The organism is Mesorhizobium sp. P2_E7 (assembly GCF_056403855.1).
Genome location: NZ_JBFUER010000001.1, coordinates 3288466 through 3306322 on the forward strand (window position 1 = coordinate 3288466; position 17857 = coordinate 3306322).

At 63.7% G+C, this 17857-nt stretch carries 17 protein-coding genes; 10 read left to right on the top strand and 7 right to left on the bottom strand.

The features are described 5' to 3' along the window. Positions 1-7: 7 nt before the first annotated feature. The 3 genes from AC1DYC_RS16180 to AC1DYC_RS16190 all read right to left on the bottom strand — a co-directional run bounded on the left by AC1DYC_RS16180 (position 8) and on the right by AC1DYC_RS16190 (position 3177). Complete coding sequence (locus AC1DYC_RS16180; protein ID WP_477407804.1) at positions 8-1531, bottom strand: tripartite tricarboxylate transporter permease; 1524 nt, start codon at positions 1529-1531, stop codon at positions 8-10. Positions 1532-1535: 4 nt separating this feature from the next. Then, a complete protein-coding gene (locus AC1DYC_RS16185; protein ID WP_477407806.1) occupies positions 1536-2072 on the bottom strand; it encodes a tripartite tricarboxylate transporter TctB family protein in 537 nt (178 codons plus the stop codon). Positions 2073-2199: 127 nt separating this feature from the next. Next, the gene (locus AC1DYC_RS16190) at positions 2200-3177 is read right to left on the bottom strand and encodes a Bug family tripartite tricarboxylate transporter substrate binding protein (RefSeq protein WP_477407808.1); all 978 of its coding nucleotides are present in this window, start codon (positions 3175-3177) and stop codon (positions 2200-2202) included. Positions 3178-3483: 306 nt separating this feature from the next. Between AC1DYC_RS16190 and AC1DYC_RS16195 the strand changes: the two genes are divergently transcribed. After that, positions 3484-4236 (top strand): IclR family transcriptional regulator, encoded by a 753-nt coding sequence (locus tag AC1DYC_RS16195; RefSeq protein ID WP_477407810.1) that lies wholly within the window; start codon positions 3484-3486, stop codon positions 4234-4236. A 333-nt stretch (positions 4237-4569) separates the two neighbouring features. Continuing rightward, entirely contained in the window at positions 4570-7056 is a 2487-nt protein-coding gene (locus tag AC1DYC_RS16200) for an EAL domain-containing protein (protein WP_477407812.1), read from the top strand. 15 nt (positions 7057-7071) lie between these two features. Here the strand turns inward: AC1DYC_RS16200 and AC1DYC_RS16205 are convergent, their stop codons facing one another. Then, entirely contained in the window at positions 7072-8172 is a 1101-nt protein-coding gene (locus AC1DYC_RS16205) for an OmpA family protein (protein WP_477407814.1), read from the bottom strand. A 136-nt stretch (positions 8173-8308) separates the two neighbouring features. Next, a complete protein-coding gene (locus tag AC1DYC_RS16210) occupies positions 8309-8848 on the bottom strand; it encodes a GNAT family N-acetyltransferase (RefSeq protein WP_477407816.1) in 540 nt (179 codons plus the stop codon). 248 nt (positions 8849-9096) lie between these two features. On the opposite strand from AC1DYC_RS16210, the gene AC1DYC_RS16215 reads away from it, so the two are divergent. The 5 genes from AC1DYC_RS16215 (at position 9097) to AC1DYC_RS16235 (ending at position 13590) form a co-directional block, all read left to right on the top strand. Continuing rightward, a complete protein-coding gene (locus AC1DYC_RS16215; RefSeq protein WP_477407818.1) occupies positions 9097-9552 on the top strand; it encodes a DUF2214 family protein in 456 nt (151 codons plus the stop codon). A gap of 178 nt (positions 9553-9730) precedes the next feature. Further along, entirely contained in the window at positions 9731-10708 is a 978-nt protein-coding gene (locus tag AC1DYC_RS16220) for a tripartite tricarboxylate transporter substrate-binding protein (RefSeq protein ID WP_477407820.1), read from the top strand. Positions 10709-10797: 89 nt separating this feature from the next. After that, entirely contained in the window at positions 10798-11277 is a 480-nt protein-coding gene (locus tag AC1DYC_RS16225; protein ID WP_477407821.1) for a tripartite tricarboxylate transporter TctB family protein, read from the top strand. A 4-nt stretch (positions 11278-11281) separates the two neighbouring features. Beyond that, positions 11282-12790, top strand: coding sequence for a tripartite tricarboxylate transporter permease (locus AC1DYC_RS16230; RefSeq protein ID WP_477407823.1), 1509 nt, complete (start codon positions 11282-11284; stop codon positions 12788-12790). Positions 12791-12942: 152 nt separating this feature from the next. Further along, positions 12943-13590, top strand: a complete 648-nt coding sequence (locus AC1DYC_RS16235; protein ID WP_477407825.1) for a glutathione S-transferase family protein — start codon at positions 12943-12945, stop codon at positions 13588-13590. Between the two features lie 31 nt (positions 13591-13621). Here the strand turns inward: AC1DYC_RS16235 and nth are convergent, their stop codons facing one another. After that, entirely contained in the window at positions 13622-14428 is an 807-nt protein-coding gene (gene nth / locus AC1DYC_RS16240; RefSeq protein ID WP_477407827.1) for an endonuclease III, read from the bottom strand. 22 nt (positions 14429-14450) lie between these two features. Between nth and AC1DYC_RS16245 the strand changes: the two genes are divergently transcribed. Then, positions 14451-14945: a DUF2244 domain-containing protein gene (locus AC1DYC_RS16245; protein ID WP_477407829.1), complete on the top strand. Its 495-nt coding sequence runs from the start codon at positions 14451-14453 to the stop codon at positions 14943-14945. An 8-nt stretch (positions 14946-14953) separates the two neighbouring features. On the opposite strand, the gene AC1DYC_RS16250 is transcribed toward AC1DYC_RS16245, so the two are convergent. Then, positions 14954-15769, bottom strand: a complete 816-nt coding sequence (locus AC1DYC_RS16250; RefSeq protein WP_477407831.1) for a class I SAM-dependent methyltransferase — start codon at positions 15767-15769, stop codon at positions 14954-14956. A 115-nt stretch (positions 15770-15884) separates the two neighbouring features. Between AC1DYC_RS16250 and AC1DYC_RS16255 the strand changes: the two genes are divergently transcribed. Both AC1DYC_RS16255 and AC1DYC_RS16260 read left to right on the top strand, forming a co-directional pair. Then, the gene (locus tag AC1DYC_RS16255) at positions 15885-16790 is read left to right on the top strand and encodes a methylated-DNA--[protein]-cysteine S-methyltransferase (protein ID WP_477407833.1); all 906 of its coding nucleotides are present in this window, start codon (positions 15885-15887) and stop codon (positions 16788-16790) included. A gap of 153 nt (positions 16791-16943) precedes the next feature. Then, entirely contained in the window at positions 16944-17852 is a 909-nt protein-coding gene (locus AC1DYC_RS16260; protein ID WP_477407835.1) for a ribokinase, read from the top strand. Positions 17853-17857: the final 5 nt, after the last annotated feature.

Below are 17857 nucleotides of genomic sequence, written 5' to 3' on the forward strand. Positions count from 1 at the left end.
AGATCGCTCAGGCATCGCCCGGCACATGCTCCGGTCCACGCCGGCGCCGATGCTCGATAAAGGCCCAGATATGCGGCCCAGCCAACCCAATGAAGGCGAGGATCAGCAGCACCAGCGACAGCTTGTGGGTGTAGAACACCGACCAGTCGCCGTTCGAGATCGTCATCGCCCGGCGGAACTGGGTTTCGGCGAGCGGCCCGAGGATCATGCCGATGATCACCGGCGCGGTGGGGAAATCGAAGCGCCGCATCAGGAAGCCGGCGGCCCCCAGGAGATAGAGGATGACGAGATCGATCGGCGATTGCGAGATGCCGTATGTGCCGACGGTCGCGAACACCAGGATGCCGGCATAGAGCTGCGGCGCCGGAATTTTCAACAGCCGCACCCAGAGCCCGATCAGCGGCAGATTGAGGATGACCAGGATGACGTTGGCGATGAACAGGCTGGCGATCAGGCCCCAGACCAGATCAGCCTGCGTCGTCAGCAGCAGCGGCCCAGGGTTGATGCCGTAGCTCTGGAAGGCCGACAGCATGATCGCGGCTGTCGCCGAGGTCGGCAGGCCGAGCGTCAGCATCGGCACCAGCACGCCGGCGGCAGAGGCATTGTTGGCCGCTTCCGGGCCGGCGACGCCCTCGATGGCGCCGACCGTGCCGAACTCCTCCTTGTGCTTCGACAGCTTCTTTTCGATGGCATATGACAGGAAGGTCGGGATCTCGGCGCCGCCCGCCGGCATGGCGCCGATCGGGAAGCCGATGAAAGCGCCACGCAGCCATGGCTTCCACGAGCGCCCCCATTCGGCGGCGGTCATGTAGAGCGAGCCCTTGAGCGGCACGATCTCGTCCTTGCCGGCATAGCGGCGCGAAGCCATGTAGAGCGTCTCGCCGACGGCAAACAGGCCGACCGCGGCAATGATGACATCGACGCCATCGAGCAGTTCGTTCGTGCCGAAGGTAAAGCGCGGCTGTCCCGTCTGCAGGTCGACGCCGATCATGCCGATGACAAAGCCGATGAACAGGCTGGTGAGGCCGCGCACCGACGACGATCCGAGCACGGCGGACACCGTGATGAAGGCGAGCACCATTAGCGAGAAATATTCGGCCGGCCCGAACGCCAGCGCGAACTTCACCACCACCGGCGCCAGGAAGGCGACACCCATCGTGCCGATGGTGCCGGCAACGAAGGAGCCGATTGCCGAGGTCGCCAGCGCCGCGCCGCCGCGGCCGGAACGAGCCATCCTGTTGCCTTCCAGCGCGGTGACGATGGTGGCGCTTTCGCCGGGCGTGTTGAGCAGGATCGATGTCGTCGAGCCGCCATACATGGCGCCGTAATAGATGCCGGCGAACAGGATGAAGGAGGCTTCCGGCGCCACCTGGTAGGTGATCGGCAGGAGCAGCGCGATGGTGAGTGCCGGTCCAAGGCCGGGCAGCACACCGATGGCGGTGCCGAGCGTGGTGCCGACCAGGCACCACAGCAGGTTCATCGGCGAGAAAGCGACGGAAAATCCGTGACCGAGATGACCGAGCGTCTCCATGGCGTCAGCCCCTCACTGCGGTGATGATCGCGTCGATCACCGTGTTCAGCTGGTTTTCGATGAAGCCGGCGCCGATGTTGACGCCGAGCGCCCTGGCAAAGCCGAAATAGGCGGCAAGCGCCAGGATCAGCCCAGTCAGCGCATCACGCAGCGTGTGCTTGCTGCCGAAGCCGTAACAGACGAGCACGAACATGATGACGGAGGCGGCGGTGAAGCCGAGCGGCTGGATCAGCACCAGATTGGCGACCAGACCGGCAACGACGATGCCCATCGCCTTCCAGTCGGTCGGTGTTTCCTTTTCCTCCTGCGGCTGCCAGCCACCACGCACCGCGGCGACGATGAGCAGCAGCGACAGCACGATCATGCCGGTCATGGTGATGTAGGGAAAGACGGTCGGCCCGACCTTGGAATAGAGCGGCGACACCGGGATCGCCAGGGTCTGCCACGCCACCGCCGCGGCGCAGGCGAGAAGCCCGACGCCGATCAACAATTCGGGCATGGCAAGGCGCGTTGGCGCCGGCTGCTGGTCGCTGCTGCTCATCAATGTCCTCCCAATATGGCCGGCATCCTCCCGCCGGCCGCATCCGCAGTTTCACTCCCACCGCATGATATGTCCATGCCGCAGGCGAAAGTCGGAAGGGGCGGTGTTGGCCGCCCCTCTTGGAATGTTAAGCGAGGCCGAGATCCTTGAGGATCGCGGTGATGCGGGCGGTGTCGTCGGCGAGGAATTTGGCATAGTCGTCGCCGGTCAAGAGGATGGGCGTCCAGTTGCGGTTCTTGCACTCGGTTGCCCAGGCATCGCTCTTGGCCATGGTCTCGATCATCGTGACCATCGCAGCCTTGTCGGCATCCGAGACGCCGGGCGGTGCGAAGACGCCGCGCCAGTTAAACAATTCGACATCGATGCCGGCTTCCTTCATCGTCGGCGCGTCGATGCCGTCCTGGCGCTTGTCGGCGGAGATCGCCAACAGCCGAAGCGCGCCCGCCTTGATCTGCTCGGAGAACTCGCCGAAGCCGGAAATGCCGGCCGCGACCTGGTTGCCGAGCAGCGCCGACAGCGCCTCGCCACCGCCGGCGAACGGCACATAGGAGAGGTTGGTTGCCGGAACCCCGACCGTTTTTGCGATCAGGCCGAACAATATGTGGTCGGAGCCGCCAGCCGAGCCGCCGGCAACCGGCACCTTGGTCGGATCCGCTTTAAGCGCGGCAACGAAATCGCCGGCCGTCTTGAACGGCGAATCCGCCGGTACCACCAGCGCCTCGAACTCGCCGGTAAGGCGGGCGATCGGCGTCACTTCGGAGAGGTTGTTGGCGGATTTGTTGGCGATGATGGCGCCGACCATGACCATGCCGGCCACCATCAGCGAATTGCCCTTGCCCTTCCACTGGCTGATGAACTGCGGCAGGCCGACCGTACCACCGGCGCCGCCGACATTTGTGATCTGCGAGCCCGAGATCAGTTTTTCACTGCGCAGCACCTGGTCGATGGTGCGCCCTGTCTGGTCCCAGCCGCCGCCGGGCGCGGCCGGCACGAAAATCTGGATCTGCGGTGCATCCTGAGCGAAGGCGGGCGTCAAATGCGTTGCGACGAAACCGGCAGCGCCTGCGGCCGCGGTGCTCATCAAAAAATTGCGTCTGTTCAGCATGGGGATTCCTCCAAATCACGACACCTCCTCCGGTGCCTGCCAGAAACGTAGCCTGAAAACAGACCCGCTCGGCAAAAATTCATGCCGATTTCGATACGTTCTGTCAACAGGAACGGCGTTCTACTAGACAGAACACTTAATATGCGCCACAATCGCTCCGATCGGCCTAGAGCAATTCCAGGAAAAGTGTGATCGGTTTCCGTCCGGAATTGCGCAAAAACAAAGAGATAGAGTGGTTCGCCGTTTCCGTGAAACGGTGAAACGCTCTGGTCCGAGCGAGTAAACTGGAATGAAACCGTCCGTGAGATGACCGAAGCGCGATCCCAGCCGTTACAGGCCGATGGCGTTGCCGCGCTCGATCGCGCGATCGCCATTCTCGACGCTTTCGCGACCGCCGACCGCTCGCTCAGCCTGGCCGAAATCGCGTCGCGGACCGGGCTCTACAAGAGCACCATATTGAGGCTGGCGAACTCGTTGCTGCGCGGCCAGTTGCTGGAGCGGCTCGACGATGGCCGCTACCGCATCGGGCCGGCCACCTTCCGGCTTGGCGCGCTCTACCAGCGCTCGGTGGTGGCGGTCGACGTCCTGTTGCCGATCATGCGTGACCTAGCCGAAAGAAGCTGGGAAAGCGTGGCCTTCTATGTCCGCTCGGGTGACGCCCGAACCTGCCTCTATCGTGTCGAATCCAAGCATCCGATCCGCTACACGATCCGAGAAGGCGACCTGCTGCCCCTGCTCGCCGGTTCCGGCGGCCGCGTGCTCGCTGCCTTTTCCGGCCAGCAGGGCGAGCCCTACGAGACCATCCGCCAGACCTGCCACTATCTGTCGATCGGCGACCGTGACCCGGAGACCGCGGGCGTGTCAGCCCCGGTGTTCGGGCCCGGGCACATTTTGCTTGGGGCATTGACCCTTGCCGGTCCGTCGACGCGTGTCGACGCGGCGTTCCTGCGGCGCATGACGCCGACCCTTCTGGAAGCGGCGGCCCGTGCCACGCGTGCCTTCGGCGAGGATGCGTCAGCCCTTGAACGCGCAGGCGTGCAAGCAGGCAACCTCACCTAGCGCAATCGAGCCCCGAAACGCAATCAAGCCTGCGGTCATGGAGTGTTTCCACCGCTCTTGCAGGCCCCCGACCGCGGATGTATTCTTCTAGCTCACTCGAATACAATGCAGCTTTTGCGAAAGATTTCGCTCCTGACGCCGCGTAAGCACATTTTACAGAAATCGGGGCCAATCCGGAAGCAAATATCCAAAGAATTTATTGGCTGTTAATGCCGGCAGGCTAGTCAAACAAGCGTCGCCAGATATAGGCGACATAGAGAGGGGGCGTCGCTTGGCCAGCATCTGGTCGGCAGGCAATTCGCGAGGAGCCATGGCTATTCCCATGGAAGCTTGATGAGGCCGTCACCAACAGACACCAGCCCCCGTCTTCTCGGGCTGGTCTGGCCATTCATCCTCGTGGTTCTTGTCCAGGCCCTGGTTGCCAGCGGCAGCCTTTACACGCTCTCGGCGGTACGCGCCTATGTCGGCGGCGAGAGCCACTGGTCCAAGGGGCAGAAGCAGGCCATCTATTTTCTCAGTCTCTACGCCGAAACCGGCAAGGAAGAATTCTTCAACGAGTATCGCGGAGCCATCGCCGTTCCGCTCGCCGATCGTTCGGCTCGACTTGCCCTCGAGCAACCCGAACCCGACATCAGCGCCGCCCGCGCCGGCTTCCTGCAAGGCGGCAACCACCCTGACGATCTGACCGGATTGATCTGGCTGTTCCAGAACTTCCGGAACGTGAGCTATCTCGACATTGCCATCCAGCACTGGAGGGCCGCCGACAGCATGATCCTTGAAATCGATCGGCTCGGGACCACGATCCATCGAGGATTTGCGGAAGGGGCAGTTTCGGCTGCGCAAATCAACATCTGGAAAGCGCAGATCCATCAACTCAACCATCTGATCGGTCCCCTTTCCAAGGCCTTCTCCGACAGCCTCGGCGAGGGATCCCGCTTCATCAAAATGGTGCTGACGCTCGCCAACCTGGTTACCGCCGCCTTGCTCATCCTGCTCGCCGTGTGGCGCACCCGCAAACTGCTGGCGCAGCGCCGGGCTTTCCAATCCGCCCTCAACGCCGAACGCGAGCGCGCCCAGATCACCCTCGCCTCGATCGGCCAGGCTGTCATCAGCACGCAAGCGGACGGACTGGTGGACTACATGAACCCCGTCGCCGAGCGGCTGCTGGCACACTCGCTTCACACGGCCAGGGGCAAGCCGATCGCCTCGCTGTTCCGCTTGCTGGACAAGGACACCGGTATCGAGGAATTCGGGTTGGCGGAACGCCTGGTGGCTGGCGAGCCACGCCGCCCCAACGTCCGCCCGCAACTGCTGCAGCGCGCGGACGGCTCGGTCATTCCCGTGGCGCTGACCGGCGCGCCACTGCTCATTTCCGGCCATGTGGTTGGCGCGGTGCTGGTTTTCCACGATATGACGCGCGAGCAGGACTACATCGAGCGGCTATCCTGGCAGGCCTCGCATGACGCGCTGACAGGACTCGCCAACCGCCACGACTTCGAAAGCCGGCTGGAGTTGGAAGTCGCCGAATTGCGTCACAAGCCCCGCCAGCACGCGCTGATGTACCTCGATCTCGACCAGTTCAAGCTGGTCAACGATACCTGTGGTCATGCGGCCGGCGATCAGTTGCTGCGGCAGATTTCCGTTCTCCTCGGCAATGCGCTGCGGCCGGGTGACATGCTGGCGCGGCTGGGTGGCGACGAGTTCGGCGTTCTGCTGTTCGATTGCAGCCCGGATCTCGCTGCCGACATCGCTGAACGCCTGCGTGCAACCGTGCAGGACCTGCATTTCACGTGGGAAGCGAGGCCTTTCAACAGCAGCGTCAGCATCGGCATGGTTCAGATCACCAATGCCGAAATCACGCTTGAAGAGACCCTGCGGGCGGCGGATGTCGCCTGTTACATGGCCAAGGAAAAAGGCCGCAACCGGGTTCAGTTGCACAGCGACAGCGATGTCGCCTTGCGCGAACGCTTCGGCGAGATGGCCTGGGTTCAGCGCCTGCATGCCGCGCTGGAAGAAAACCGCTTCACGCTTCATGCCCAGGAGATCTGGCCGCTGAACGAGGCGGCCACCGAAGCCGGCGCACATATCGAGATCCTGCTGCGGCTGACCGACGAGGACGGTCTCGTCGTCTCGCCTGCCAGCTTCATTCCGGCGGCCGAACGCTATGGGTTGATGCCGTCGATCGACCGTTGGGTCGTGCGCAACACCTTCCGCGTCCTGGCGGCGCGCCTCGCCGATCCAACGGCCCCTCCCATCGCCACCTGTGCCATCAACCTTTCCGGCGCCAGCTTCGGCGACGAGACCTTCCTCGGCTTCCTGCGCGAGCAGTTTCTTGCCTATGGCATTCCGCCGAAAATGATTTGTCTGGAGATCACCGAGACCAGCGCCATCGCCGATCTCACCAATGCCATGCGCTTCATCGCCGATCTGCGCGGCTTGGGTTGCCGCTTCGCCCTCGACGACTTCGGCTCCGGCATGTCTTCCTTCGCCTACCTGAAGCACCTGCCCGTCGACTATCTGAAAATCGACGGCAGCTTCGTCAAGGACATGCTGGAGGATCGGATCGACCGCGCCATGGTCGAGATGATCCATCATATCGGCAAGGTGATGGGCAAGCGCACCATTGCCGAATTCGTCGAAAGCGACGGCATCATCGCGGCACTGAAGACCATCGGCGTCGACTATGCGCAAGGCTATGCGATAGCCAGGCCGCAACCTTTCAACGCTTCCACGACGCTGTTGAATTCGCCGGCTCCAGCACAGGGTGCCGACAAAGACCGCTGGAACGGCCTTGCGCGAAAATTGCGCAAGGCCGGATGACAGGAAAAGCCGTCGTCAGTTCGCCTTGACCAGCACCACGCGCCGGTTCTTGGCCCGGCCGGTTTCGTCGTCATTGCTGGCGACCGGCGCCATCATGCCGGCGCCGGCGGCAGTCAGCCGCCCGCCGTCTATGCCATATTTCGAGACCAGCGCTGCCTTCACCGACTGGGCGCGGCGCGACGACAGGTCGATATTGTAGTCGAAGGCGCCCTGGTTGTCGGTGTGGCCGACGACGATCACCGCCATGCCGGGTTCGTTGGTCAAAAGCGTCGAGATCTCCTTCAGCGTCGCTTCCGATTCCGGCTTGATGTCGGCCTTGTCGGTGTCGAAGAAGATGCCGTAGAGCGAGATCGACCCGGTGGCCGAGAGCGAATCCGCCATCTTGGCGGCCTCGACCACCACCATCTTCTTGTCGCGCGCCTTGGGCTCCAGCACCTGGACGACGGCGATGGTGCGGCCGTTGAGTTCCTTGCAGTAGAGGTCGTTGATCAGCGAATAGGCCTGCACGGTGACATAGGCGTCGCCGCCATCCTGCGGCACCTTGGCGGCGAAGAAGCGCTGGTCATTGATGCCCGAGGTCAGCGCACAGGCGCCGTTGGAAAAGGCGGCATCCTTGACGTCACTTTCGTGGAAGAAATACATCGTCAGGCTCATGTCGCCGCCGCCGCCGCTCGACGACCGGTCGGCCGCGCCACCGCAGTCTTCCTTCTTGCACTCGAACAGGACTTCGCCGCCGGCCGCTTCGACCACATCCTGGTAGTTGCGCAGCACTTCGAGCGGCGAGCGCTCGGCCGGCAGCACATAGGCGATGCGGGTGAGCGCGCCCTCGACCTCGGCCTTCTTCTCCGGCGCATAGATGCGATTGTTCATCGCATCGCGTGCATCCGCGTCGGCACTGGGCTTCAGCGGCGACAGCGGGACGGTGAAATCGGTGTAGGCGAATTTTTCGTAGGAGACGATGAACGACCCCTCATAGCGCTTGGCCAGATGATTGTCGGCGGCACCCTCTATGTCGGCGGTCGGCACCGTCGCATCGGCGCTCGCCAGCCGCACGGCTGCAAACAGCAGCAGCCCCGCCCAGACAAGCTTTGCAAACATCGCATTGATCGTACGCATGGTCAGCCTCCCCCAAGAGCAATTCCAGGAAACAAGCGCAATTCCAGGAAAAGTATGACCGGTTTCCCACGGAATTGCGCAGTTGGATCAGGATGGCAATTTTTCCGGAACGAGGCAATTGCGTCGATGAAGTGCTTCACACCCGCCGTTCGAGCAGGATCGTCGGCCCATCGTGATAGGTGGTTTCCAGCACTTTGGTGTAGCCGCACTTTGCCGCGACGTTCAGCGAGCCGGTGTTCTCCGGATCGATGATGCAGACAGTTCTGGCGCCGGCAAAGGTTTCGTCGCCCCAGGCCAGCGCCTGCCTGACGACTTCGCTGGCAAGACCCTTGCCATGCGCCTGCGGCGCCAGCGCCCAGCCGGCTTCGGGAATGCCCTCGAGCGACGGCTCGATATCGCGCTTGAGATCGTGAAAACCGGCTTCGCCGATGAAGCGGCCGCTGGCCTTGTCCTCAACCGCCCAGAAGCCGTAACCGAGCAGCGACCACAGGCCGGCATGCCGCAGGAACCGCATCCAGCTTTCCTCGCGCGTGCGCGGCTTGCCGCTGATGAAGCGAGTGGTGACGGGATCGGCCCACATGACGGCGTAGTCGTCGAAATCATCGATCCGGTGCGCCCGCATGATGGTCCGCTCCGTTTCGAGAACCGGAACGCCGGCCGCTTTTGGACTGCCCATGAAACTCTGCCTCCGTTGACGTGGCAGCGCTTAGCAAACCAGCGCGTCCGGACAAGGGCCAGGCGGTATCATCGTACGGCCAGGCAAACTATCTCGATCAAATCAAAGCCAGCTGTCAGGATGGGCGTCAGTGACACTGATGAATGGACCAGAAGCAGCCCGCCTCTGGGAATTCTGTCGAACGATGCTACCTTCCGCAACCGTCCGGCAAGCGCCGGTCTCGATACCGCCAATGGGAGGAGAACACCGTGGACACCACCGATCTTGTGCTTGCCATTTTCCATCATCTTCTGGTGTTCTCGCTGGCCGGCATCATCGGCGCCGAATTTGTCCTGATCCGCGGCGATCTGTCCGCCGCCACGCTCAAGCGGCTTGCCAACATCGACCGCCACTATGGCATCCTCGCCACGCTGATCATCATCATCGGCATCGGCCGCGTCATCTACGGCCTGAAGGGCTGGGAGTTCTACGTCTACAACTGGGTGTTCTGGGCGAAGATGGCGGCGTTCGGCATCGTTGGCCTGCTGTCGATCGTGCCCACCATCCGCTTCATCTCCTGGAACCGGCAGGCCAGCGCCAGCCCCGGCTTCCAGGTGCCGGCGGCGGAGCTCGCCTCGGTGAAGACCTGTGTGCGTGCCGAAGCCTTCATCTTCCTGCTGATCCCGGTCTTTGCGGCTGCGATGGCGCGCGGCTACGGTTATTGAAGCAACGCCAACACCAAACCCATCTTCGCCGGGCATACTCCGCGCTGATCGCCATGGTTGCGGACGGCTGTATTTAACAGTTTGCGTCAGGCGACAATCTGTTAGCTTGCTTTTGTTGCGCCATCGCTGCCTGACCTGCACAGCGATCGGAAATTGATATCCTGGGAGGAGAATTACGATGAGGAAATTTGTTGTCGCCCTGGCCGCCGCCGCGGCCGTCACACTCTATTCGTTCACCACCAGCGCTCAGACCTATCCCGAACGCACCATCACCGTCGTGGTGCCGTTTGCGGCCGGCGGTCCGACCGACACGGTCACGCGCCTTGTCGCCGAGGCCATGTCGAAGGATCTCGGCCAGCAGATCATCGTCGAGAATGTCGGCGGCGCCGGCGGCACGCTGGGCGCGGGCCGCGTCGCCAACGCCGACCCGGACGGCTACACGCTGCTCCTCCATCACATCGGCATGGCGACAAGCGCCACACTCTACAGGAAGCTCGCCTACGACACGCTGAACGCTTTCGAGTATGTCGGCCTCGTCACCGAGGTGCCGATGGCGATCGTCGCCCGCAAGGACCTCGAGCCGACAGACCTGAAAGGGCTGGTCGAATACGCCAAGGCCAACAAGGACTCCATCACGGTTGCCAATGCCGGCATCGGGGCGGCCTCGCATCTGTGCGGCATGCTGTTCATGAGCGCCATCGGCACGCCGCTGGTCACCGTGCCCTACAAGGGCACCGGCCCGGCCATGACCGACCTTCTCGGCGGCCAGGTCGACATCATGTGCGACCAGACCACCAACACCACCAAGCAGATTCAGGGCGGCACCATCAAGGCCTATGCCGTCACCACACCGGAACGCCTCGATGTTCTCAAGGACGTCCCGACGACCATCGAAGGCGGCCTGCCCGCGGTGCAGGTCGGCATCTGGCACGGCCTCTATGCGCCGAAGGGCACGCCGGCCGCGGTCACCGAGCGCCTGTCGAAATCGCTCCAGGTGGCGCTGAAGGACCCCAACGTCATTGCCCGCTTCGCCGAACTCGGCACCAAGCCGTCATCCGAAGCCGACGCGACGCCGGCGGCGCTGAAGGCCAAGCTGGAAGGCGAGATCACGCGCTGGAAGCCGATCGTCGAAGCCGCCGGCCAGTACGCCGACTGATGGCTTGAACGGGGCGCTTCCGGCGCCCCGTTTTCGCTTCGACCCGTTTCCATTCGCAACGGCAGGCCCGAAGGCCTGGGAGGACCGTCATGAAACCTTTCGCTATCGACAGGACAAATGGCCTGTGCGCCGCGCTGTTCATCTTTTTCGGCGCCTTTTTCGCCATACAATCGCTCGGCCTCGAAATCGGCACCGCCTTCCGCATGGGACCCGGCTATTTCCCGCTGGTGCTGGCGATCGTCCTGATCGTGCTCGGCGCCATCATCCTGGTCCAGGCGGTGCGCATCGAAGGCGAGCCGATCGGCCCCATCGCCTGGCGCGGCATGCTGTTCATCCTACCGGCGCCGATCTTCTTCGGCCTGACGGTGCGCGGCCTCGGCTTCGTCCCGTCGATCTTCCTGACGGCGCTGATCGCCTCTTTCGCCAGCGCCCGCATGAAGCCGCTGACGGCACTTCTGCTGTCGGCCGGACTGACGCTGTTCTCGGTGCTGGTCTTCAGCTACGCGCTCGGGCTGCCGTTCCAGCGCTTCGGCCCCTGGCTTGCCCCAATGGCCGGCATTCTGAGGTGACGAGATGGACCTCCTCAAGAACCTCGAACTCGGCTTTTCGACGGCCACCACGCCGGCAAATCTCGGTTTCTGCCTGATCGGCGTCCTGCTCGGCACGCTGATCGGCGTCCTGCCCGGCATCGGCGCCACCGCAACCATCGCCATGCTGTTGCCGATCACCTTCCAGATCGGCGACCCGGTCTCCTCGCTTATCATGCTCGCCGGCATCTACTACGGCGCCCAGTATGGCGGCTCGACCACCGCCATTCTGATCAACATGCCCGGCGAATCCTCCTCGGCTGTCACCGCAATCGACGGCTACCAGATGGCCAAGAACGGCCGTGCCGGAGCGGCGCTCGCCATCGCCGCGATCGGCTCGTTCTTCGCCGGGACAGTGTCGACCTTCCTGGTCGCCGTCTTTGCACCGCCGCTGACGGCGATCGCCCTGCAATTCGGCGCAGCCGAATATTTTTCGCTGATGATCGTCGGTCTCGTCTCGTCCATCGCGCTCGCCCATGGCTCGATCGTCAAGGCGCTGGCGATGGTCGTGCTCGGCCTGTTGCTCGGCATTGTCGGCACCGACATCTACACCGGCACGCCGCGCTTCACGCTCGGCATTCGCGAATATGCCGACGGGCTGAACTTCGTCGCGGTGGCCGTCGGTGTCTTCGGCGTCGCCGAGATTTTGCGTAACCTCGAAAACGAGCACGAGCGCTCGGTGCTGATCAAAAAGGTCTCCGGGCTGATGCCGACCCGCGAGGATTTCAAGGCGATGGCGGCGCCCATCGTGCGCGGCACCATCATCGGTTCGGCGCTCGGCATCCTGCCGGGCGGCGGCGCGGTGCTGGCCGCCTTTGCCTCCTACACCGTCGAGAAGCGCGTCTCGAAACATCCGGAGGAATTCGGCAAGGGCGCCATCGCCGGCGTCGCCGGACCGGAATCGGCCAACAATGCCGGCGCCCAGACCTCCTTCATTCCGATGCTGACGCTGGGCATTCCGGCGAACCCTGTCATGGCGCTGATGATCGGCGCCATGATCATCCAGGGCATCGTGCCCGGCCCCAATGTCGCGACCGAACAGCCGGCACTGTTCTGGGGCATCATCGCCTCGATGTGGATCGGCAATCTGATGCTCATCGTGCTCAACCTGCCGCTGATCGGGCTCTGGGTGAAGCTGCTGACGATCCCCTACTACGTGCTGTTCCCGATCATCATGGCGTTCTGCTCGATCGGCGTTTACAGCGTCAACACCAACGCCTTCGATCTGCATGCCGTCGCCTTCTTCGGCCTGCTCGGCTACGTCCTGACCAAGCTGCGTTGCGAAGCCGCTCCGCTGCTGCTCGGCTTCGTGCTGGGACCGCTGCTGGAGGAAAACCTGCGCCGCGCCATGATACTGTCGCGCGGCGACCCCTCGACCTTCGTGACAAGGCCGATCAGCGCCGGTCTGCTGCTCGTGGCACTGGCCGTGCTCGTCGTCGTCTTCCTGCCCTCGGTCAAGAAGAAGCGCGAAGAGGTATTCGTGGAGGAGAACTAGATCGTAGCCCTGGTCGTAGACCCTGGGCGCGGCCGTGCGGAGTTGGCCTCCGAGCAGCGAAATAGTTCAGGACCGCTGTCGTTTTTCGGCAGGCTCATTCGTCTTCATGTCAGGGGGCGGAAGAAATTCGCCCAGGCAAGGACGCAGAGACGATGACGATCACCATCACAGCCTTTGAACGATCGCCCGATGGCGGCAAGGGACTGGCGCGCGATACGCGCGTTCGCTGGGCGCTCGAAGAGGTGGGGCAGCCTTATGAGGTTCGTCTCGTTTCCTTCGCAAAGATGAAGACGCCTGACCATCTGGCCATCCATCCCTTCGGCCAGATCCCCACCTATGAGGACGGTTCCCTCTCGCTGTTCGAGACCGGCTCGATCGTCTTTCATCTTGCCGAACAGCATGCGGGCCTGCTGCCCAGGGATCGCGACGCGCGAGCGCGTGCGATCACGTGGATGTTTGCCGCACTCAATACCGTCGAGCCACCGATCCTCGACCTGACGACGGCTAGAATATTCGAAGCAGACAAGCCTTGGAGCGAGGAGCGCTTGCCGCTGGTAAAGGACCGTGTTCGCGCTCGGCTGGACCCGCTCTCGGCTCACCTGGGCGCCGCCGACTGGCTCGATGGTGCGTTCAGCGCCGGCGATCTGTTGATGGTATCGGTGCTGTTGCGCCTGAGAATGTCCGGCATTCTGGACGAATATCAAAACCTGGCAGCCTATGTCGCGCGCGGGGAAGCCCGGCCCGCTTACATCAGGGCGTTCGCCGCGCAATTTGCGATCAACGCCGCATCGATCAGCTGAAATCACCACGCGATCGGGATCAAGGTCCTCGCTACGGCGCTTGCTCACCAACCGGGCCGGGCGCCGCGATCTCCACCAGCGGCGCCGGCACATCGGTGGTCTTCTCCGCCGCCTTGCAGATATCGGCGATGACGCAGGCCGGGCAGTCCGGCTTGCGCGCCTTGCAGACATAGCGGCCGTGCAGGATCAGCCAGTGATGGGCATGGCGCATATACTCGTCCGGAATGATCCTGAGCAGCCCTTGCTCGACCTGTTCCGGCGTCTTGCCCGGCGCCAGTCCGAGCCGGTTGCCGATGCGGAAAATGTGGGTGTCGACCGCCATCGTATGCTGACCGAACGCCATGTTGAGCACGACATTGGCGGTCTTGCGTCCGACGCCGGGCAACTTGACCAGCTCGTCGCGCTCGCCGGGCACCTCGCCGCCATAATCGCGGATCAGCGCCTCCGACAGCGCAATCACGTTCTTGGCCTTGTTGCGCCAGAGCCCGATGGTTTTGATGTACTCGCCGACCCTGGCCCCGCCCAGCCCCAGCATCTTGTGCGGCGTGTCGGCGATCTTGAACAGCGCCCGCGTCGCCTTGTTGACGCCGGCGTCGGTCGCCTGCGCCGACAACACCACCGCCACCAGCAGGGTGAAGGCGTTGACATGCTCGAGTTCGCCCTTCGGCTCCGGCCGCTGCATCGAAAACCGCCGAAAAATCTCGTGTACTTCGGCCCCGCTGTAGAGCGAGCGAGCGCGTGCCGGCCGCGGTCGCGGCATCGCGTTCGGGCCGTCGCGCCGCCCGGGCGGCAGTTCACTTTTGGGTAGGGAAGAATCTTTGGACTTGGGGCTCGCCATTTCCCTCCTATAATATCCCGCCATGAGCGACACAAACGCCTCGTTTCAGGCTGACGAGCCCTTCTTTCACGCATTGCTGACCCCACACCGGTCGCTGGGCAGGACGGGCTTCCTGATCCTGATGGGCGCGCTGCTGTTCGGCTGGGTGGTGACGGGCGCATTTTTCCTGTCGCGCGGCGCCTGGCCGGTGTTCGGCTTCTTCGGCCTCGACGTCATCGCGGTCTACATCGCCTTCCGCGTCAACTACCGCGCCGCCCGCGCCCGCGAGGAAGTCTCGGTGTCCCGCACCAGCCTCGACATTCGCAAGACCGCGCCTTCGGGCAAGTCGGAAGCGCATCGCTTCAACCCGTTCTGGGCGCGCTTTTCCGTCGCCCGTCATGCCGAGATCGGCATCACGACAATGGCGGTGGAAGCACAGGGGCAGAAGGTTTCGATCGGGTCTTTCCTGGATCCAGAATCCCGCGAGAGTTTTGCCACCGCCTTTTCGCGTGCGCTGACAAAAGCCAGGACGCGCTAGAGCCGGCGTTAGAACCGGAAGCGCAGAATCCTGCCGACCTTGCGCAATGCGGGAATGTTTCTCCATAGCCCGATGAACAGTCGCGCGGACCAGCCCATGTGAGTGGTGCGTTCGGCGCTGTAGGCCGAGATGTCATCGACAAACCTTAGCTTCGGAACGGCGCGTTCCAGTTCGTGCGGGTCGTCGATCGCCCAATGGACCTCGGCACCCGTCGCCCTGATCGTCGGATTGAGGCGCAGCAGCTTCAGGCCGAAGCGGCTGTAGGCGTCGAAAATCAGCTCGCCGCCGGCGAGATGCGAGACGAGGCGCGACAACAGCCGCGGCCCCTCCTCTTCAGGGAGATAGGGCGTCAGCCCCTCCATCACCACGACTGCCGGGCGGTTGCGCGGCACTTGCGCCAGCCAGTCCGGTTCAGTGACCGATGACGCCACGAGATGATAATTGTCCCGGGACGGGTAGAGCTTGCGCCTGAGTTCGATGACGTCAGGAAAATCGACATCGAACCACTCGACGCCGTCGGGCGGATCGACGCGAAAAATGCGCGTATCGAGCCCGCAGCCGAGATGCAGCACGATGGCGCCGGGATTTCTGGCGACAAAATCCTGGACGCGGACGTCGTACGTTTTCGCCCGGATCGCCAGACCGATGCCGAGATTGCTGTCGACCTTCAGCCGTGAGAAATCATAGTCGATGGCGCGCACCGCCTCATCGGCGAATCGGTCTTTGAGCAGCGAATACGGCAGCCGGCTTTCCAGCGCCTTGCCATAGAGCGTCATCAGCAAGGTCTCCCTTGCCCCGGTCAGGGTTACCTTTTCGCCGGCCATCGGCATCTCCTGGCTCGCAATCCAGTCTCTATTTGGGAACGGGCGGCAACAAGGCAAGTTTCGGGTGGTTGCAAAGGGCGGAAAGACCGATATTCGCGGTCAAGGAGATATTGCCATGAACGCCCAGATGACCATGAATACGCAGATGAAACCGACAGCGATCCTGCAGCACGACATCACGCCCGAAGGCAGCGACTACGAGGTGGTCCGCCGCGCCATCGAGAAGATCAGCCTCGACTATCGCGACCAGCCCTCGCTGGAAGCCTTGGCCGCCGATGTCGGCGAGACGCCGACCGGGCTGCAAAAGCTGTTCACCCGCTGGGCCGGCCTGTCGCCAAAAGCCTTCCTGCAGGCGGTCACGCTCGACCATGCGCGCAAGCTGCTCGATTCCGGTATGCCGCTTTTGGAAACATCGTTCGAGCTCGGCATGTCCGGCCCCGGCCGGCTGCACGATCTGTTCGTCACCCATGAGGCGATGTCGCCGGGCGACTACAAGACGCGCGGCGCCGGGCTCACCATCCGCTACGGCTATCACATCTCGCCTTTCGGCATCGCCTTGATCATGGTCACCGACCGCGGCCTTGCCGGGCTCGCCTTCAACGATCCGGGCGGCGAGCGGGCAGCCTTCGCCGACATGTCGGGCCGCTGGCCGAACGCGACCTATGTCGAGGACATGAGCGCCACCCAGCCCTATGCCGCGCGCATCTTCGATCCCGCGCTGTGGCGCGCCGACCAGCCGCTGCGCGTGGTGATGATCGGCACCGACTTCCAGCTGCGCGTCTGGGACGCCCTGCTGCGCATCCCGATGGGCAAGGCCTGCACCTATTCCTCGATCGCAGCCCAGATCGGCGCGCCGAAGGCCAGTCGGGCGGTGGGCGCGGCGGTTGGCGCCAACCCGATGTCCTTCGTCGTGCCCTGTCACCGGGCGCTCGGCAAGTCCGGTGCGCTCACCGGCTACCATTGGGGCCTGACGCGCAAGCGCGCCATCCTCGGCTGGGAAGCGGGCCAGACCGCCTCCTGATGAAGCACCCCGCGTAAACAACACCGGCGAAAACCCTTCGCCGGTGTTTTTCTTTTCTGCGAGCTCCCGGAAATCGCGCAAAAATTCTGCCTGCTCTGGCAAGCCGCCGGCTTACAGGTTAGCTTCCCGCGCATTCCCGCAGGAGGCATTTTCTTGATCATCGTTGTCGGCTCGATCAACCTCGACCTTATCGCCAATGTCGACCGCTTGCCCTCGCCGGGCGAGACGGTTCGCGGCTCCGGCTTCACCACCGCGCCCGGCGGCAAGGGCGCCAACCAGGCGCTGGCCGCGGCGCGCGCCGGCGCCAAGGTGCGCATGGTCGGCGCGGTCGGCAAGGACAACTTCGCCACCGATGCGCTCGCCCTGCTTGTGGCCGGAATGGTCGATCTCTCCGGCGTCGGCCAGAGCTTCGCCTCCACCGGCACGGCGCTGATCCTGGTTGGCGCCGACGGCGAGAATGTCATTGCCGTGGTGCCGGGCGCCAACGATTCGGTACTGCCCGGCGATCTTGCCAAGGCGTTCCTTGCGAAAGGCGACGTCGTCCTGCTGCAACACGAAATCCCGCTGCAGACGGTCGATGCCGCGCTTGACGCCGCGCGCGCTGCCGGCGCCATCACCGTGCTCAACACCGCGCCCTTCCGCGGCGAGGCGGCGGCGTTTCTCGGCAAGGCCGATTACGCCGTCGCCAACGAGACCGAATTCGACCTTTACGGCGAGGCGCTGTCACTGAAGGGCCGCGACCGCCCGGCGCGCATGCGCGACTTCGCCGGCAAGACCGGCCGCACCATTGTCGTCACGCTCGGCGGCGACGGCGTGCTGGCGGCGACGCCGGACGATTTCCTGACCGTGCCGGCGCTGAAGATCACCCCGGTTGACACAGTCGGCGCCGGCGACACGTTTTGCGGTTATCTTGCGGCCGGGCTGGCGTCCAACCTGCCGCTCGAACAGGCTCTAACCCGCGCCGCCGCTGCCGGTTCGCTCGCCTGCCTGAAGCCCGGCGCCCAGCCGGCGATCCCGCTGGCTGCGGATGTCGATGCCGCCCTGCGCAGCAACGCCGGTTGACAGAA

What these genes read in the sequence shown, in the direction of transcription:
- AC1DYC_RS16220 (WP_477407820.1), top strand. Translation starts at nt 9,731, where the DNA reads ATGAGGAAATTTGTTGTCGCCCTGGCCGCCGCCGCGGCCGTCACACTC.
- AC1DYC_RS16210 (WP_477407816.1), bottom strand. Translation starts at nt 8,848, where the DNA reads ATGGGCAGTCCAAAAGCGGCCGGCGTTCCGGTTCTCGAAACGGAGCGG.
- AC1DYC_RS16250 (WP_477407831.1), bottom strand. Translation starts at nt 15,769, where the DNA reads ATGGCCGGCGAAAAGGTAACCCTGACCGGGGCAAGGGAGACCTTGCTG.
- AC1DYC_RS16255 (WP_477407833.1), top strand. Translation starts at nt 15,885, where the DNA reads ATGAACGCCCAGATGACCATGAATACGCAGATGAAACCGACAGCGATC.
- nth (WP_477407827.1), bottom strand. Translation starts at nt 14,428, where the DNA reads ATGGCGAGCCCCAAGTCCAAAGATTCTTCCCTACCCAAAAGTGAACTG.
- AC1DYC_RS16235 (WP_477407825.1), top strand. Translation starts at nt 12,943, where the DNA reads ATGACGATCACCATCACAGCCTTTGAACGATCGCCCGATGGCGGCAAG.
- AC1DYC_RS16190 (WP_477407808.1), bottom strand. Translation starts at nt 3,177, where the DNA reads ATGCTGAACAGACGCAATTTTTTGATGAGCACCGCGGCCGCAGGCGCT.
- AC1DYC_RS16200 (WP_477407812.1), top strand. Translation starts at nt 4,570, where the DNA reads ATGAGGCCGTCACCAACAGACACCAGCCCCCGTCTTCTCGGGCTGGTC.
- AC1DYC_RS16195 (WP_477407810.1), top strand. Translation starts at nt 3,484, where the DNA reads ATGACCGAAGCGCGATCCCAGCCGTTACAGGCCGATGGCGTTGCCGCG.
- AC1DYC_RS16180 (WP_477407804.1), bottom strand. Translation starts at nt 1,531, where the DNA reads ATGGAGACGCTCGGTCATCTCGGTCACGGATTTTCCGTCGCTTTCTCG.
- AC1DYC_RS16230 (WP_477407823.1), top strand. Translation starts at nt 11,282, where the DNA reads ATGGACCTCCTCAAGAACCTCGAACTCGGCTTTTCGACGGCCACCACG.
- AC1DYC_RS16205 (WP_477407814.1), bottom strand. Translation starts at nt 8,172, where the DNA reads ATGCGTACGATCAATGCGATGTTTGCAAAGCTTGTCTGGGCGGGGCTG.
- AC1DYC_RS16185 (WP_477407806.1), bottom strand. Translation starts at nt 2,072, where the DNA reads ATGAGCAGCAGCGACCAGCAGCCGGCGCCAACGCGCCTTGCCATGCCC.
- AC1DYC_RS16245 (WP_477407829.1), top strand. Translation starts at nt 14,451, where the DNA reads ATGAGCGACACAAACGCCTCGTTTCAGGCTGACGAGCCCTTCTTTCAC.
- AC1DYC_RS16225 (WP_477407821.1), top strand. Translation starts at nt 10,798, where the DNA reads ATGAAACCTTTCGCTATCGACAGGACAAATGGCCTGTGCGCCGCGCTG.